Origin of the sequence: Capnocytophaga sp. H4358 (assembly GCF_002302515.1) — a bacterium.
Classification (GTDB): domain Bacteria; phylum Bacteroidota; class Bacteroidia; order Flavobacteriales; family Flavobacteriaceae; genus Capnocytophaga; species Capnocytophaga canis.
The window spans coordinates 877,475-894,342 of sequence record NZ_CP022380.1; the positions used below are offsets into that span (position 1 = coordinate 877,475).

At 36.1% G+C, this 16,868-nt stretch carries 12 protein-coding genes; 2 read left to right on the forward strand and 10 right to left on the reverse strand.

Features of this window, described 5'->3' with window-relative positions; genetic code table 11:
* Position 1 precedes the first annotated feature (1 nt).
* From CGC49_RS03750 to CGC49_RS03770, 5 genes are all read right to left on the reverse strand, one after another.
* Complete coding sequence (locus CGC49_RS03750; RefSeq protein ID WP_095911869.1) at positions 2-916, reverse strand: CfrBI family restriction endonuclease; 915 nt, start codon at positions 914-916, stop codon at positions 2-4.
* Positions 913-2,292 carry a DNA methyltransferase gene (locus CGC49_RS03755; RefSeq protein ID WP_095912676.1) on the reverse strand — a complete coding sequence of 460 codons (1,380 nt, stop codon included), beginning with the start codon at positions 2,290-2,292 and terminating at the stop codon, positions 913-915. The genes CGC49_RS03750 and CGC49_RS03755 overlap by 4 nt, the downstream gene beginning before the upstream one ends.
* A 43-nt stretch (positions 2,293-2,335) precedes the next feature.
* Positions 2,336-3,028, reverse strand: coding sequence for a DUF6261 family protein (locus tag CGC49_RS03760; protein ID WP_013997263.1), 693 nt, complete (start codon positions 3,026-3,028; stop codon positions 2,336-2,338).
* 233 nt (positions 3,029-3,261) lie between these two features.
* A complete protein-coding gene (locus CGC49_RS03765) occupies positions 3,262-3,660 on the reverse strand; it encodes a hypothetical protein (protein WP_095911870.1) in 399 nt (132 codons plus the stop codon).
* Between the two features lie 126 nt (positions 3,661-3,786).
* Complete coding sequence (locus CGC49_RS03770; protein WP_095911871.1) at positions 3,787-6,630, reverse strand: pitrilysin family protein; 2,844 nt, start codon at positions 6,628-6,630, stop codon at positions 3,787-3,789.
* 254 nt (positions 6,631-6,884) lie between these two features.
* Here CGC49_RS03770 and CGC49_RS03775 point away from each other — a divergent pair, with 254 nt between their 5' ends.
* Positions 6,885-7,943: a 3-oxoacyl-ACP synthase III family protein gene (locus CGC49_RS03775; RefSeq protein ID WP_095912677.1), complete on the forward strand. Its 1,059-nt coding sequence runs from the start codon at positions 6,885-6,887 to the stop codon at positions 7,941-7,943.
* Positions 7,944-8,012: 69 nt separating this feature from the next.
* Positions 8,013-8,687, forward strand: coding sequence for a GTP cyclohydrolase I FolE (folE, locus tag CGC49_RS03780; RefSeq protein ID WP_042007550.1), 675 nt, complete (start codon positions 8,013-8,015; stop codon positions 8,685-8,687).
* A gap of 91 nt (positions 8,688-8,778) precedes the next feature.
* Here the strand turns inward: folE and ftsZ are convergent, their stop codons facing one another.
* The 5 genes from ftsZ to nhaC all read right to left on the reverse strand — a co-directional run bounded on the left by ftsZ (position 8,779) and on the right by nhaC (position 16,753).
* Positions 8,779-10,551, reverse strand: a complete 1,773-nt coding sequence (gene ftsZ / locus CGC49_RS03785; RefSeq protein ID WP_095911872.1) for a cell division protein FtsZ — start codon at positions 10,549-10,551, stop codon at positions 8,779-8,781.
* Between the two features lie 18 nt (positions 10,552-10,569).
* A complete protein-coding gene (gene ftsA / locus CGC49_RS03790) occupies positions 10,570-11,991 on the reverse strand; it encodes a cell division protein FtsA (RefSeq protein WP_095894437.1) in 1,422 nt (473 codons plus the stop codon).
* Positions 11,992-12,124: 133 nt separating this feature from the next.
* A complete protein-coding gene (locus tag CGC49_RS03795; protein ID WP_232745197.1) occupies positions 12,125-12,853 on the reverse strand; it encodes a cell division protein FtsQ/DivIB in 729 nt (242 codons plus the stop codon).
* A 14-nt stretch (positions 12,854-12,867) separates the two neighbouring features.
* Positions 12,868-14,766 (reverse strand): nucleoside-diphosphate sugar epimerase/dehydratase, encoded by a 1,899-nt coding sequence (locus tag CGC49_RS03800; protein ID WP_111947369.1) that lies wholly within the window; start codon positions 14,764-14,766, stop codon positions 12,868-12,870.
* Between the two features lie 535 nt (positions 14,767-15,301).
* Entirely contained in the window at positions 15,302-16,753 is a 1,452-nt protein-coding gene (gene nhaC / locus CGC49_RS03805; protein ID WP_095911873.1) for a Na+/H+ antiporter NhaC, read from the reverse strand.
* Positions 16,754-16,868 lie beyond the last annotated feature (115 nt).

The following is a 16,868-nucleotide window of genomic DNA, read 5'->3' on the forward strand; positions in this document are numbered from 1 at the left end:
TTTAATTATTAAATAAAGTGTTTAGTATATTTGGTAAATCTTCATCTAAATTTCCTTTGTAATCATTATAAGGAATTTGCAATTTTTCTAATATTGATTTGAATTTTCTAAATCCATTAACATCACGTAAAGCTATCCAATGAATTCCTAATTCATCACATTGATTTTTATTTTGTTGAGATAAAGTATCTGCGACAAAAATATTTGTACCTCTTGCAATAATAGCATCTGCACTTTCAGGATTGCCCTTACCCATAAGTTTAACTTCACACAAATACTTATTGTCTTTTTCAAGAAGATAAAAATCAATTTCTCTATCCACTTTTTTACCTTTATCCTTTACAAAATGTTTAGCATCATAATTACTTTCAGGAACTTGATATAATTTACACAAGGTAAGCATTAAGTATTTTTCTACACTTTTCCCGGCAGTACTCCAAAGACCTCCCCTTAATGCAGCTCGTTTTACTGCCAAAGTATTGATAACGACCAAACTTTCACTTACATTTAAATCAATGCTAACTCCTTTCAACTTAATAGTCAAAACTAAGTCAATTTCTTTCTCGATTTCTACCAAAGTTTGAATACTTTGATATAATGATTCAAAATGTTCATTAGAGGCTTCTATAACAATTGTACGAGTAGCCGAACCATACATATTGCTTATGGTTTTCTTATTCAATCCTGAGTTTATCGCTATATCTTCAGAAGATAAACCTTCTGACATAAAATACCTCTTATACCAATCTATGGTAATATCTTCTGAATTGAGTTTTGCGGTTACTATTTTTTTAAAGAAGTCAACAGAAAACTGCAAAAACTCAGCGTTGATAAGGTTTACTATTTCTATCCGATAGTCCTCAGATTTTATAACTCTTGTAATTATATTTTTTACTATTTGGTCTGTAAGCGTCATAGAATAGATTTTTTAAATTCGTCTAGCGTAAAAAACTTCGTCGAGTGGTCTTGAAAGATATCTTTTTTCTGAAAAGTTTTCATATACTCAAAATACCTTGGTTCTTTTTCTGTGAGGAAAAAATTACGACCTAAACTTTTTGCCGTTCGCCCTAATGTTCCACTTCCTCCGAAAGGGTCAAAAATTAAATCTCCTTTAAAAGAATAATATTCTACAACCCTTTTACACAAATCTACCGGAAAAATTGCCGAATGAATTTTATCAGATTTAGGGTGAATTTGCCAAACATTGGTAGTTTCAAATCCATCAGCTACCTTACTTTCTTCTACAATTTCCTTTGAATATTGCTTAATATTCCAATCAATCAGCTTTTCTGTCTGTTTTCTATAAACCATTAAATATTCAGTTGTTGTATTTGGTTTATATGCCAATGGCTTTCGATGTTGTTGGAATCCACCAATTCTATTTTTAACACTATACTCTGGTTTCTGCCAAATAATATCATCAATAAATTCCCAACCCATTTGTACTAAAAAGTGATGAATATCAAAAGGAATTGGATATCTCTTACTAGAATGAGCTCTACTAATACGAGGAACAATTACCGGAGAAGTATTCACAATAAGAAATCTGCCTTCTTTGGTAACTCGATAGGTTTCTTGGAAAACTTCCTCTAAAAAATGTAAATACGCATCATAACTGGGATAAATGGAATAATCACGAGCATTATAGTAAGGAGGAGAAGTAAATGTAAGATGAATGCTCTCATCTGGGACATTTTTCAATACATCTCGAACATCACCGTTTACAACTACATTTTTTAAAAAAGAATACGTTTCTGGGTGAGGCAGAATGGATTTTTTCTTCTTCTCTTGTGCAAAATATTCCTTATAAATCACACTTCTAACCATTTCATTTTCGTGATTTATGAGTTCTTTTAGTGCAATATCAATTTTTTTATCTCCTTTAAAGACGAGCAATCCACGAATAGCTTGACTTACAATTTTCGGATCTTCATCTAACAGATTTCCAAGTAATACTTGTTGATTTTTCTCATCACGAAGTCTCCCTATAGAAGAAATAGCTTCCCTACGAACCAACGTACTTTTATCATTTTTAGAAATGTTTTCCAAGTGAGTAATAATATTCTCAGATTTTAATTTTCCTAAATTCTTAACCACCCAAAAACGCACCTGTTCATTGTCATAATTTATTAAGTCCACAAGCCAATGATAATCAAATGAAACAGGTAATTTCCCTAAATTTTCAAGAATAAAAATAATATTCCCACTATTATTCAAATTACGATGGACAAGCTGCTCTAAGCCACCTGCATTATCTAATTTTATTTCTCTTATATATTCTTTCGTCAACACTTTCAACTCAGTATATTTACTAACAGAAAACTATGATTTTTATTTACTTTTTCCCTCGGCGATTGATGGTTGCATTGGCATCATCAATTACTTGTGAAACTACCTTTGCGAAGTTAGCATAAGTACTTTCTTCCTGTAAAGCAGCCAGATAACTAATCAATTTTGTATTGATAAGCCCCAATAAAGGTTTTTTCAGAGCTGTTGCCGACTCGTCAAATTCTTGTTCGGAAACGGACTTTTCATACGCCATTCGCTCGGTATGGAAAGCCGTCTGACGGGTGCGAAGCTCTTCTATCGTGTCGGATACTCCCAAAAGTTTTCCGATAGCTTCTTGCAACTCGGTGGCGGAAAAATCTCGTAAAAGCGATTCGATATGTGCCGATTCGCTCGAGTAGTTTTCACGTGTAATTTTCGTTCCGTAACGGTCAAAAACAGCATATAGTTTTTCGGCACTTTCACGGATTTCAGGCGAACGCATCGAGCGATAGCCCAGCAATATGTTGCTTAAATTCATAATCGTTTCGTCACGCAGATTGTCCGCTTCTTCCAACTTGGAAACAGCAACCTCTTTTTTGATAGCCACCGAAAGTGCCGTAGCCTGTGTGTCAATTTTCTCAAACAGATTTTTCAAAAAAGCATCTGTTTGTAATTCATTTTCCTGATGAAAAAGCCCCACCAAACGATGAGCTATATCAGCCAATTCGGAAACACGTACTATTGTTAATAATCGTTTCATTGTATATAAATTTTGAGTAATTCAGTGTATGATTTTTTAGTCATTAGTAGCTTCATCTTGCGGAAGCCTCCGACTAAAAAGTGATTTATATCTTCTTTCGGAAGAAACCTTTAACTAAATGATTGCACTTTTCTGCAATCCTTAGATAATCATCACTAAATAGTTATCCACCTAAACAACGCAAACAGAGGTTTAACTATTTAGTCACGGCATTGTTTTGCCTGATTGATGTCTTATTCTGCTTTCTTTTTAGAAACATCCATCACAGGAACTAATCCTTCGGAAGGCATATAAATAATTTGCGGAAGATTGCCTTTGTCTGCCAACTTTTCGAGCGTTCGGATAAACAAATACTGATTATAGACCGAATTGAGCGTTCCGTTTTCGATTTTCATTGCCTCTGCCATACCTCTTGCTCTCTCAATTTCGGCCTGAGCGTTAAGTTTTTCGGCTTCCAATCGAGCTTTGGCTTCTTCAATAAGAATTTTTCGGTTTTGTTCGGCTTTTGCCATTTCAGCCTTACCAGCCATTTCTTGTTGCCACACGTTGTAAACTGGTAATCCAAACATCATCACCGAGATAAAAATCAATACGGTGATTACAATTCCTAAAACTGGTATTTTTGGTTTCATTGAGTATTATTTTAGATGAAGCCAAAGATAATGTTTTTTTGAAAGGTATGCAAATGATTTTTTAGGAAACAAGAAAGGCTACCTGAAAATCTTATCAGATAGCCTCTTCCTATTTCTCAAAAGCGATTATTTCGCATCTGGAAGTAATATAAACTCAAATAATTGGTCTTTTTTCAAGTATTTTTGAGCTACTTTTTGAACCGATTTTATATTGACTTTATCCAAACGTTTCAATATTTCTTCTGGAGTTTCTATGGGTTGCTGGTTGCGATACGCTCCCGACAAAAGCCCTTGCCAAAAACCGTTTTCTTTTACCATAAGCTCATTTTGGCGTTGTACTTCTATTTTGAATTTATCCAAATCAGCTTGTGAAGGCCCATTTTTCTTGATTTTCTCAACTTCTTCCAATGCTAAGTTGATTAAGTGACGGTATTTTTCAGTACCTGTCCCAATGGTGATTGACACGTTATAACGTCCTTTTGGATATTTAGATGTATTGATACGAGCTCCTGTTCCATACACTCCTCCTTCATCTTCGCGTAGTCGTTCTATAAGTTTTATGGTCAAAACACTTTGAAGAGCTTGCATATTCAACACTTCTTGCACATCGTATTTGAAATCACCGTAGTATCTCAAATTTGCTAAAGCTTTCTCTTCTTTACCTTTATTAGTAACTAAGTTAAATCCTTTTTTAGGCTCATAGATGCCTAAATCTGGTGTTTTTTCATTACGTTTTAAACTTGGTAATGAGGCAATATATTCTTCCAACAACGGACGGATATCCTTCTCATCGAACGAACCTACGATAACAAACACAAAATCGGAAGCATCTGCAAAACGGTCTTTGTAGATATTCAAGGCTCTGTCTTTGGAGATTGATTTAATATCTTCCTCCGTATTAGGTACACGGCGAATATTTCCTTTGTAGAGCTTATTAGTGATGTCACGTCTGAAAACAAAATTAGGATCATTTTCTCTGTTAGACATCCCTGAAATGACATTTGCTAACGTTCCTTGGAAAATGTCTTCATCAATACGAGGCTCAGTGAAATACCCATAAATAAGCTCAAAAGTTGTTTTCAATCCCTCTTTGTCAGAGAAAGCTGAAACGCCTTCCTCTCGCTCACCAATGTAAGTTCCTACATGCACATTTTTACCTGTCAAATATTTTTTGAGTTCAATAGCGTTCATTTGACCAACACCACTTTGTCCTACTAAGCTACTAGCGTAACTGCTTGAATGGTAGTCTTTATCAGCATACATATTAGTTCCCCCTGGACTAAACGCATTGATGAGAATCTGGTCGTTTTTGAAAGTTGTTGGTTTCAATACTACTTTAACTCCGTTACTCAAAGTCAATTCCTTAGCAGCAACTTTTGTCAAGTTCTTCTCTGCTACGATACTTCCTTTAACAGGTTGTTTTGCTAATAATGGTAAATCAGAAACTTTATCCTCATATGCAGTTACTTTCTCTGCCTCAACCTCAGCAATCCATTGATTAATTTGAGCTTCTGTTGGGAGCGAATTTTTTTGGCTATCAGGAGCCAAAATAATAATGTCGCGATTTACATCCGTATAATATTCTTTTGTTAAAGCAACAACTTCTTTCAATGTTAATGTTGGTAACAATCTCTTGGTAATGTTATATGAATCCTCATTGCTTAACGCAGGAGCGTCCTCCAAGAAATAGTTCAAATAACGGTTTACGTACTCATCGGATTTCTTTTTATCTCGCTCAATATACGCTGTTTCGTTACCTTTACTGATAGAAGCGATGGCACGGTCAAGCTCAGTCTGCGTAAAACCAAAGCGTTGCACACGCTCCAACTCACGAAGAATAGCTTTAAACCCAACTTCATATTCATTTGGTTTACTAACCATCGAAGCTCCGAAGGTTTGCATATTTGCCAAGAAGTCACTAATAGAAATTGTTCCCGATAAAAACGGTGGATTGGCACTTTGGCGAAGTTCACTCAAACGATTATTAATCATTCGGCTATAAACCGCTTTTAATAATGATTTACGGTAATCTCCCTCAGTTTTGATATTAGTCTTCGGATGTTTGATAAACATCTGAGTAACTATTGCAGTCATTTCAGGGTCGGTAACCGTTAAGAACTGATTTTTGTTCAAGAAAGGCACCTGATATTCTTCTCGTTTTGGAGCATTAGGATGTACTTTCATATCCGAAAACAGCCGTTTTACCTCATTCTCTATTTGGTTTACATCAATATCTCCTACAATTATTATAGACTGTAAATCAGGACGATACCAATCTCTATGAAACTTACGCAATTCTTCATACGGGAAATTAGTGATAATAGGTTCGGTTCCTATTGGCAAACGATTGGCATAACGAGAATTATTGAACATCAATGGTAAGAACTTATCCCGCATACGTTGCATCGCTCCACGACCTCCACGCATTTCCTCCAGTACTACACCTCTTTCTTTGTCAATTTCCTCAGCAGTAAGTAGTGCATCTTGAGCCCAATCACGCATCACTTGCAATCCATTCTTCAATATTTCGGGATCATCCGAAGGAATGGGCAATTGATAAACCGTTTGATCAAAACCTGTGTAAGCGTTCAAATCGCTTCCAAAACGTACTCCTACTTTTTGCAAATAGTTTACCAATTCATTCTTAGGGAAATGCTTCAAGCCATTGAAGTTCATATGTTCCAAAAAGTGAGCTAATCCTAATTGCGATTCAGTTTCTAAAATCGAGCCTACTTTCACAGCCAAATACATCGTAACACGATTCTTAGGCTCAACATTCTTACGGATAAAATACTGGAATCCGTTAGGTAATTTCCCTACTTTCACTTCATTATCAAAAGGAAGTGGCTTTTTGAAAGAAACGGAATCTTTCACCGAAATATGCTGCTCTTCCAATTTGGTTGTTGCCATAGTGGTTTGCAACAAAGCAGGAAGCAATAAAGCTACTGCTAAACCTCTTATGATTTTCATAAAATTAATATGTTAAAATTAAAATAGCAAAGCTACAATATTTTTTTGGTAAAAACAACAGATGTTTTGCCCTAATATTTTTAATCTTACCTCTGTTTGAGAAGTCATAATATCATATTTCTATGGTCATGTCTGGAATTATATTTCATAAATTTCGTTAAAAAACACATTTACTTTTATTTAATCAGTACTTTTGTGGCTCACTTTACGAAACTACCTAACGAAAGGCATTACGGAAGAGAGTGTTTATTGAAATGGCAACAAAAATCATAGGCGTAGGAAACTATATTCCCACCCAAACTATTACGAACGTGTTTTTCGATAGCTACCTTTTTTTAGATGAACGCGGAAATATCTTGAAACAAGACAACTCTACAATAGCAAACAAACTTAAAGAAATCACAGGGATTGAGGAAAGACGCTATGCAGAGAAAGAGCAAAACACATCTGACTTAGGGTATCTTGCTGCAAAAGAAGCTATTGAAAACGCAAAAATAGACCCGAATACGCTGGATTACATCATCTTTGCTCATAATTTTGGAGACGTAGCTTTCGGAACCATTCAGTCGGATATGTTGCCAAGTTTAGCAGCACGAGTAAAACATAAATTGGGAATTGAGAATAGTTCATGTGTGGCATATGATCTTATTTTTGGTTGTCCAGGGTGGGTAGAAGGTATGATTCATGCTAATGCATTTATCAAGGCTGGAATCGCGAAGCGTTGTTTGGTCATCGGAGCAGAAACTCTTTCACGCGTGGTGGACATCCATGATCGTGACACTATGATCTATGCCGACGGAGCTGGAGCGGCCGTTATTGAATTCAGTGATGACAACGCAGGATTGAAATCACATCTTTCGGCCTCGTTCACTACTAAAGAAAAAGACTATCTATTTTTCGGAAAATCATATAACACAGATAGCTGTTCTTCAGTACGATATATTAAAATGAACGGACGAAAAATCTATGAATTTGCACTATCGAACGTGCCACAAGCAATGAAAGAATGTTTCGACAAAAGTGGCTTTAGTATTGAACAGTTAAAAAAAATAATCATCCATCAAGCAAACGAAAAAATGGACGAAGCCATCGTGAATCGTTTCTATCAACTCTACAATTTACATGCCCCTGAGAATGTCATGCCCATGGTGATTCACAAATTAGGTAATAACAGCGTAGCTACAATACCTTCGCTACTGGCAATGATTATGAAAGGAGAACTGGATGAACATCGGATTAATAAAGGGGACGTAGTATTGTTTGCCTCGGTTGGAGCAGGAATGAACATCAACGCTTTTGTATATCAATTTTAGAAAAATAAAAATATATCGGGAGAAAAGATTATATTTGCGGTTTTAAAACATAAGTTTAATATTTTAGAAATGATTGACAAACACAATTCTGAAGAAGATATTTTAGGTGATAACCACGTATGTACATCGGCAAAAACACCTTTACGAAACGATGCTTTCGACAAATCAGATTCTGAAAAAATTGATGCAATTGAAAAAAATGTACGTGAAATCATGCACACCTTAGGATTGGATCTGGATGATGACAGTCTGCGAGGAACCCCAAAACGAGTAGCAAAAATGTTTGTAAAAGAAATATTTGGCGGATTGCATCCTGACCGAAAACCATCGGCTTCAACCTTTGACAACAGCTACAAATACGGTGAAATGTTAGTAGAAAAAAACATTGTAGTTTACTCTACCTGTGAACACCATTTGTTGCCGATTATTGGTCGAGCCCATGTGGGATATATCTCAAATGGTCGAGTTATCGGACTATCAAAAATGAATCGTATAGTAGAATATTACGCAAAGCGTCCGCAAGTTCAGGAACGTTTGACTATGCAAATTGTTCAAGAAATGCAACAAGCTTTGGGTACGGAAGACGTAGCTTGTGTGATTGACGCGAAACACCTCTGCGTCAATTCGCGAGGTATTAAAGATATTGAAAGTAGCACTGTGACAGCAGAATTTGGCGGAAAATTCAAAGACCCACAGATTCGAAAAGAATTTTTAGAATACATTAAATTAGAAACACGATTTTAGCTTAATTTAGGCATAACGTCCTACCAAATAAACGAGGCTACCTGAAATATATTCGGTAGCCTCGTTTAGTTTATGTATAGAAATCTTATCGCTAATCTACATTATCGTGTAAAAACGAATTATTTTTTCTGAATTGAATCTCCCCCGAACTGTCTCTACTGATAGAAGTTCTTGAATGAGAATTACTATCCGTATGATTGGATGTGTTAAACTTATAGTTATAATCTTGTAGGCGATTTGAACGAGTTTTCATAATATTTGCAGGAATGGGATTATTGAAAGGATCGTTGCTCTCACTCTCAGTAAACATATCCATTTGCTGTCCCGCTTCGCTTAAAGGCTCCACTCTTTTATACAGAATAACTTCATTATCAGAAACTTCCGAAGGATGTGCTTGAGTAAGAGTTTCTTCTAACTCCATATAGTCATTTAAAGAATGGCGAATCTCTCCTGAAGTAGTTATGTGAGCCTTCGTTGTGAAATTACGAGGCTGATTTTCTTCAGTATCACCCAACTGATGTACAATTCTTTCTGAAGAATCTTGTTTTTTAGTTGACTCTACAACACGTGATGATTGCCCTGATTGCATGTGTTGCTGTGGTCTATTAACAACCTGTGGTTTTTCTATGATTGTAAATTTTTCTTCTGGAAGAACAAGTTCCTGACTCACCCAAATATTAAAAAGGTCGACCATAGAAGTAATCGCACTCTGATTTTGAGGAGCTTTTGGAGCTTCAGGGGTAGCTGGTTTTGCCCAAGTAGTATCGACTACGGGAACCGTTTTTCTCTCCGTTAAGTCATGAACTACTGGTTTTGTTTCATCAAGTACATGGATTACTTTTTTGGTTTCAGAACTCACTATTTCACGTTGTTGGTCAGCATCAAACCCTGTTGCGATAACTGTTACAGAAAGAGCTTCTCCCAAACTATCGTCCTTTCCTACTCCCATGATGATATCGGCCATATCATCACCTGCCTGATCTTGAATATAATAGTTAATTTCCTCAACCTCACGTGTGGTAGCTTCTTTTGACCCCGAAACAATGAGAACCAAAGCATTTTTTGCTCCCGTGATTTTATTATCGTTCAAGAGAGGAGAATTCAAAGCCCCTTCAATAGCTTGAAATGCTCTATTTTCTCCTTCACCAATAGCAGACCCCATGATGGCAGTTCCTCCATTTTTGAGGACTGTGTTAGCATCACGCAAATCTATATTTAGTGTGTAGTGCTTACTGATTACCTCTGCCATTCCTTTTGCGCCTTTCATCAATACCTCATCAGCCTTTGCTAAACCTTCGGTAATTCCCATATCACCATAGATTTCAGTGAGTTTGTTATTGTTAATCACAATCAAGGAGTCAACATTCTCACGCAGTTTTTCAATTCCTGCTTTGGCTTGTCGGCTTCGCTTTAACCCTTCATAAATGAAAGGAGAAGTGACAATCCCTACGGTGAGTATTCCTAATTCTTTGGATTTTCGAGCAATGATGGGAGCCGCTCCTGTTCCAGTTCCTCCTCCCATTCCTGCGGTAATAAAAACCATTTTAGTATTGTTTTCCAACACCTTGCTTATTTCTTCTAAACTTTCTTCAGCAGCTTTTTCTCCTATGGTTGGGTCAGCCCCTGCTCCCAATCCTTCTGTTAAAGTAACTCCTAATTGAATTTTATTGGTAACAGGACTATTTTCAAGAGCCTGAGCATCGGTGTTACAAACCACATAATCCACGCCTTTGATTCCTTCTAAGAACATGTGATTCACGGCATTACATCCTCCTCCGCCAACACCAATCACTTTGATTACATTGCTTTTTCCCTTGGGTAAATCAAATAATCCTAAATCTTTATCCGTATCGTTTGTATTCATAATTGTTCGTTTTCCACTTTACTTATAATCTTTGTCGTCGTCATAGTCTTCACTAAAAAAACTATCCATTTTATCTTTGAGATTTCTTACACGTCCCCAAAATCCTCCAGATTTTTCTTTTGGAGCTTCCTCTTCCTTTCTAACTTCCTCCGAATCCAGAGCAACTCTCAATTGTGCTTGTTTCACTTGTTCTTTTAAGGCCTCTTGCTCTCGTTCTTTTTCCTCAGCTTCTTGCTTTTTCTTCTCTTCGAGTTGTTGCATGATCAATTTTTCGGATTCATGAGCTATAGCACTCATAACCAACCCTATAGATGTAGCATAAACCGGAGAACTTATTTTAGCATCGGGTTTGCTGGTCAAATGTTGATTTGGATAACCAATACGAACGTCCATACCCGTGATGTATTCCGTTAGTTGAACGATGTGCTTTAACTGGCTTCCTCCTCCTGTGAGTACAATCCCTGCGATGAGTTTTTTCTTATTTTCTTCGTGACCATAATTTTTAATCACGTTATAAACCATCCCGATAATTTCGCTTACACGCGCATGAATAATTTTGGATAAGTTTTTCAGAGATATTTCTTTAGGTTCTCTTCCTATAATTCCAGAAATGGCGACAATCTCATTATCTCTATTCTCCCCTGGCCAAGCAGAACCAAATTCGACTTTGAGTTTTTCCGCTTGTCTACTAAGGATAGCACATCCTTCCTTAATATCTTCTGTTATGATATTTCCTCCCAGAGGTATTACAGCGGTATGACGTATAATTCCGTCCTTGAAGATTGCCACATCTGTGGTACCTCCTCCAATGTCTACCAATGCTACTCCTACATCTTTTTCTTCTTCCGTCAAAACAGCTTCAGCAGAAGCTAATGGTTCCAACGTAAGATCAACAACATTAAGTCCTGAAGATGTTACACAACGTTCTATGTTTGTAGATGAGCTTACCTGTCCAATTACCAAATGAAAGGAAGCGTCCAGCCGAGAGCCAATCATTCCGATGGGATCGGACGTTGGTTCCTGATCATCTACCCGATATTCTTGGGGTAACACATGAATGATACGTTGACCTGGAGTTAGTCCAATCCGATAAACTTGCTGTTTTAATTGCTCCAAATCATCAATATCTATCAATTTATCGGCATCTGGACGGATGATATAATCACTGTGAGAGCGACTCAAAATATGTTGCCCTGCAATACCAACCATCACATCTTGAATATCTTCCAAACCAGTTTTGGTTTTAGCATCAGCGATAGCCTCTAAAATGGATTGTGTGGTTTTAATGATATTCTGAACAACCCCTTTCGTTATTCCATCGCTTTTTGATTGTCCATAGCCCAAAATTTGAATTTTTCCATATTCATTTCTTGTCCCAACCATAGCGACAATCTTGGTGGTGCCAATATCTAAACCTACATAATATTTTTTATCGTTCAAAGCATTTTTCATATTGATAATGAGTCTTTTAGCCTTTTTCTCTATTTTAAAGTCTTTTCCATATTATTTTCTAATCCCCAAATGTAGGAATATTTTTTTACGCAAGAAAATAATTTTTTGCAAAGATAAATAATTATTTTGTGCAAACCACTTGATTTGCATATTTTAAATTAACAATTTTATAATCATTTAACCTATCATCTTTCTCCATCTGTCGATAAAAAGCTTTCAGATTTGCCTTTTTTTGTTCAATATTCTCATATTTCCCAAAAATAACTACGAAATTAGGTATTCTTAATCGAAAATGATAATCCCCTTTGTTTGTGACTTTGATTTCGGTAATGTTTTTGGTTAGAAAATCATCTTTTTTTATAAATTGTACCAGCTGATAGGTAGTTTCCCAAAATTTCTGAGCGTTTCCGTACACCAAAGGTACTCTTGCTGAATAAATATTGGATAAAGGCATTAATTTCCCTTGACTATCCATATAGGAAAAAGCACCATTCTCGTAAATCCGGGCTATGGGCTGTCGTTGTTTTACCGTAGCCTCTAACACTCCATCAATGGTGTAAAATACTTCAGCTTTTTCAATCATTTGGTGATTATTCAAGGTTTCTTCTAAGTCCTTCAGATCTACTAATTGCAATGGCATGAGCGCCTGTGGATCTTTGAGTAAAATCCGCCGTATAGATTCATCTGTAACAAACTGCTCATCACTTAAATGATTGACATTGACTTCTTTCACTGACCGATTAGCATGTCGCATTGAAGCAAAAATTTGCAAAAATAGCGGTAACAGAATGATTATCAGTAATTTATTTATTTTACTTAGTTTAAGTTTCATCTTTGTTCCTATGCCCATAAGTATCCTTTTTACTACTTATCCAGCTCTTCATAAATGGAATTATTGCTTTTGAATTCTTTCACGATTTCTTTTAAAACACGTACCATTTGAAGTTTATCTCCTGTCTGTGCGACAGCTACGATTTTTTCCGACAATTGATTAATTTGGTCAAAGGGCACCGAAGGATCTTTTGAAATCATAATCTTCTCATGGTGTGTTGGTAACGTTTTTGTATTATCACTCAATAGTTCCTCATAGAGTTTTTCACCTGGACGAAGTCCTGTATAAACAATCTTGATATCTGTTTCAGGTTCGTAGCCCGATAGTTTTATCATACGAATAGCTAAATTCAAGATTTTGATAGGTTCTCCCATATCAAAAACGAAAATTTCACCTCCCACACCCATCGTTCCTGCTTGAAGCACTAACTCACAAGCCTCAGGAATGGTCATAAAATAACGGACAATGTCGGGATGCGTGATGGTTATAGGGCCTCCTTTTTCTATTTGTCGTTTGAAATGAGGAATTACCGAACCATTCGACCCCAAAACATTCCCGAAACGCGTAGTGATAAATTTTGTTGTGTTAGTAGTTTCCTTTTGCAACGCTTGTACAAAAAGTTCGGCTGTCCTTTTGGAAGCACCCATCACATTGGTTGGATTCACTGCCTTGTCTGTGGAAATCATCACAAATCGCTCCACTTTGTACTTACTTGACAATAAGGCTACATTGCGAGTCCCTTGAATGTTAACTAAAATAGCCTCATAGGGATTTTCTTCAATTAATGGTACATGCTTATAAGCTGCTGCATGGTAAACGATTGAAAAATGATATTTTTGAAAAATCCTTTCTAATCGTTCTCTATTTGATATATCAGCAAGAACAAATTTAAACGAAACCGTAGGGAATTTTTCTCTTAATTCCAATTCAATATCATGCAAAGGTGTTTCAGCCTGATCCAAAACCACAATCTGAGCTGATTTAAAAGTAGCTATCTGTCGAATGAGCTCACTCCCGATGGATCCCGCTCCTCCCGTTACCAATATATTTTTTTGAAAATGTTTTTGTATAACTTCTTCATTTTCAATAACTATAGGTTTTCGATGCAACAAATCCTCTATTTGTAAAGATTTAAGTTTTACATCTTGGTTTGACCTTACTTTTTGAAGTCTTGGTGTTTTTAGTACTTTCAGCCCTTTGTCTAGAAAGATATTTGTCCACTCGGCAATTTCCGACCGTGAAAGTGCATTTTGGTTAATCAAAACTCCATCTATTTGTAGTTGAGCCTTACTTTTTGCAAGAAAGCTCTGCTTTTTTATTATTTTTTTACCTAGTAAAGTAGCTTTCCCTATGTTACCATCTACCAAAAAACCTACCAAATCGTAAGGAGTATATGGATTGTCTCTAATGACTTTAGCTACGGAAACCATTTCAGTATCAGTCCCTAAGGCTATAATTTTCCAATGCTGTTTCTTTCCGTTGTTCCACTCATTAATTTTCCTAAAAAACTCTTTCACGGTTATCCTAAAGAAAGATAATAGGAAAAATGACAATACAAAATTTACAACCAAATGTATGTCTAAAAAAATTGGGTAGCCATATACTCTCTGCCAAAGCCAACTAACTGCCTTTGAAGCAAGTAAAATACTAATTGTTATAAAAAGTATTTTCCAAATATCACGAAAAGTTGAATGCCTGACAAGCCCTCGTTGTGATTTGAAAAGCCATAAGAATAAAAAGCTTATCGCGAGTATTAACATCATCCTTTCGTAACCTGATGACTGAGCCTTAATCCCAATTTTTTCAAAAAGAAAAACAGTAATCAACAACGAAATAGTGTTTATTAGTAGATCAATAACGAGAACCAACCACCGAGGGGTATGTCCTAATTTTTTTAAATGATGTGCTATTATCACTTTTAAAGTTTTCATTTTTTATATCGAATATACGTTTATGGTATGGTCGTTTTAATGGGATTTTTAATAATATCCAGAAATGTACTTCAATTCGCTACCTGATGTGTTTCCAGAAAAGCTTATTTTATGTGGATAAATTAACTCATTCTATAGTTATTACTCTTTTCTGTAATTATACCTCTTCCCAGACCACAAAAGTAGCATAAATATTCGGTTTAGAAACAATCAAAAATATCTCAAAAAGGTTAAAATAATGTTATAGTTTTCAACTTACTAATTCACAAATAGATAAATCTACCTTGTCTAAATTTTTAAAACTTTTTTTGGTCGTGTTATAAAAAGTATGATGAAAGTCCTGATTGTCAGGCTGAGCGTAGTCGAAGCCCTATAATTACAAGGCTTCGACTACGCTCAGCCTGACAAAGACACTTTCTTTTTTAAGGCATCATACTTTTTACATCACCTCCCTTTTTTTATAATGTCCTCGCTTGGTTCATTTGTCTACGTATGGTTCGCATCAACAGAAAATTCACCCATGCGAGGGATTTATTTAAATATTTTTGTTAGTAATTCGTCTAATTTTTATTCGGAATGCGACAAAAAGCAAGGTCATAAAAGGACTAATGATGTTGAAAAATGCATAAGGTAGATAGGTCAAAGTTGGAATTCCTAACACACCGCTATTATATGCTGCACAGGTGTTCCATGGGATGAGAACTGAAGTTACGGTTCCAGAGTCTTCGAGCGTACGGCTCAGATTTTCAGGAGCTAACCCTTTTTTAGCATAAGCTTTTGAGAACATTTTTCCTGGAATCACCAACGAGAGGTATTGATCAGAAGTCGTTATATTTAATGCCATACAACTCATGACTGTACTGGCGAACAGTCCAAAAACGGACGAAAACAAATTGAGAAGAAAATCCGTAATCCGTTCCAATGCTCCAATAGCTTCCATTACACCTCCAAATGCCATAGCACAGATTATCAACCATATAGTATGAAGCATACCACTCATTCCTGACGAAGAAAATAATTCATTCAAAATTTCATTATCTGTAGGGATTTGTGTGGATGTAGTAATCGTTTCCATCATAAGGCGATAGGTAGAGGCAAATTCCATACTCATGGTTTGTGTCAATTCCAGAAGTAAATCGTGTTGAAAAACCAACGCAAACAATGCTCCAAGTATTACCCCACAGAACAAAGCTACCAAAGGCTCTGCCTTTTTGTAAATCATAACTAAGATAATCGCAGGAACTACAAATACCCAAGGAGTTACGTTGAATCGTTCCAAGATAGCATTTTGAATTGCCTGTGTATCAGAAATCCCATGAGTGTCAATCGTAAACCCAATTACAGTAAAAATAATCAAAGCAATGATAATAGAAGGTACTGTGGTGTAGGTCATATACTTGATATGAGTAAAAATATCCGTCCCTGCTAATGCAGGTGCCAAGTTTGTTGTATCACTCATAGGCGACATCTTATCTCCGAAATAACTTCCTGAGATGATTGCTCCTCCGATAAGTCCTAAAGGAATACCCAAAGACGTTCCTATACCAACCAGAGCTATACCAATGGTGGCAGAGGTTGTCCAGCTACTACCAATGGCTACCGAAACGGCAGAACAAATAATCACACTAGCTGGTAAAAAGATAGAAGGCGTCAGAATTTGAAGGCCGTAGTAAATCATTGTTGGGATAATACCGCTCAAAAGCCACGTGCCAGAAAGAGCTCCTACCAAAAGTAAGATTAAAATCGCCCCACTGGTGGACTTGATGTTATTGTATATTTCATGTGTCATTGTACGGATCGGTACTCCATTAATAAAACCAATAAAAACTGCAATAGCAGCTCCCAACAGTAGAATAAACTGATTCGAGCCACCCAAAGCATTGTCTCCATAAACGTAAAAAACATTGTATCCTAACATCACTATCAGGATGATAATCGGTAAAAAAGCCTCAAAAAGAGATATCTTAAAAATTGGTTTTCTTTCCATTTCATATTGATTGATAGGCAAATATAGAAATAAAAAAAATATTTCATACAAAAAGTTACATTTATAACAAAATAAAATTTACCTTTTATATATTTTGAAGTGGTACTGAACCCTT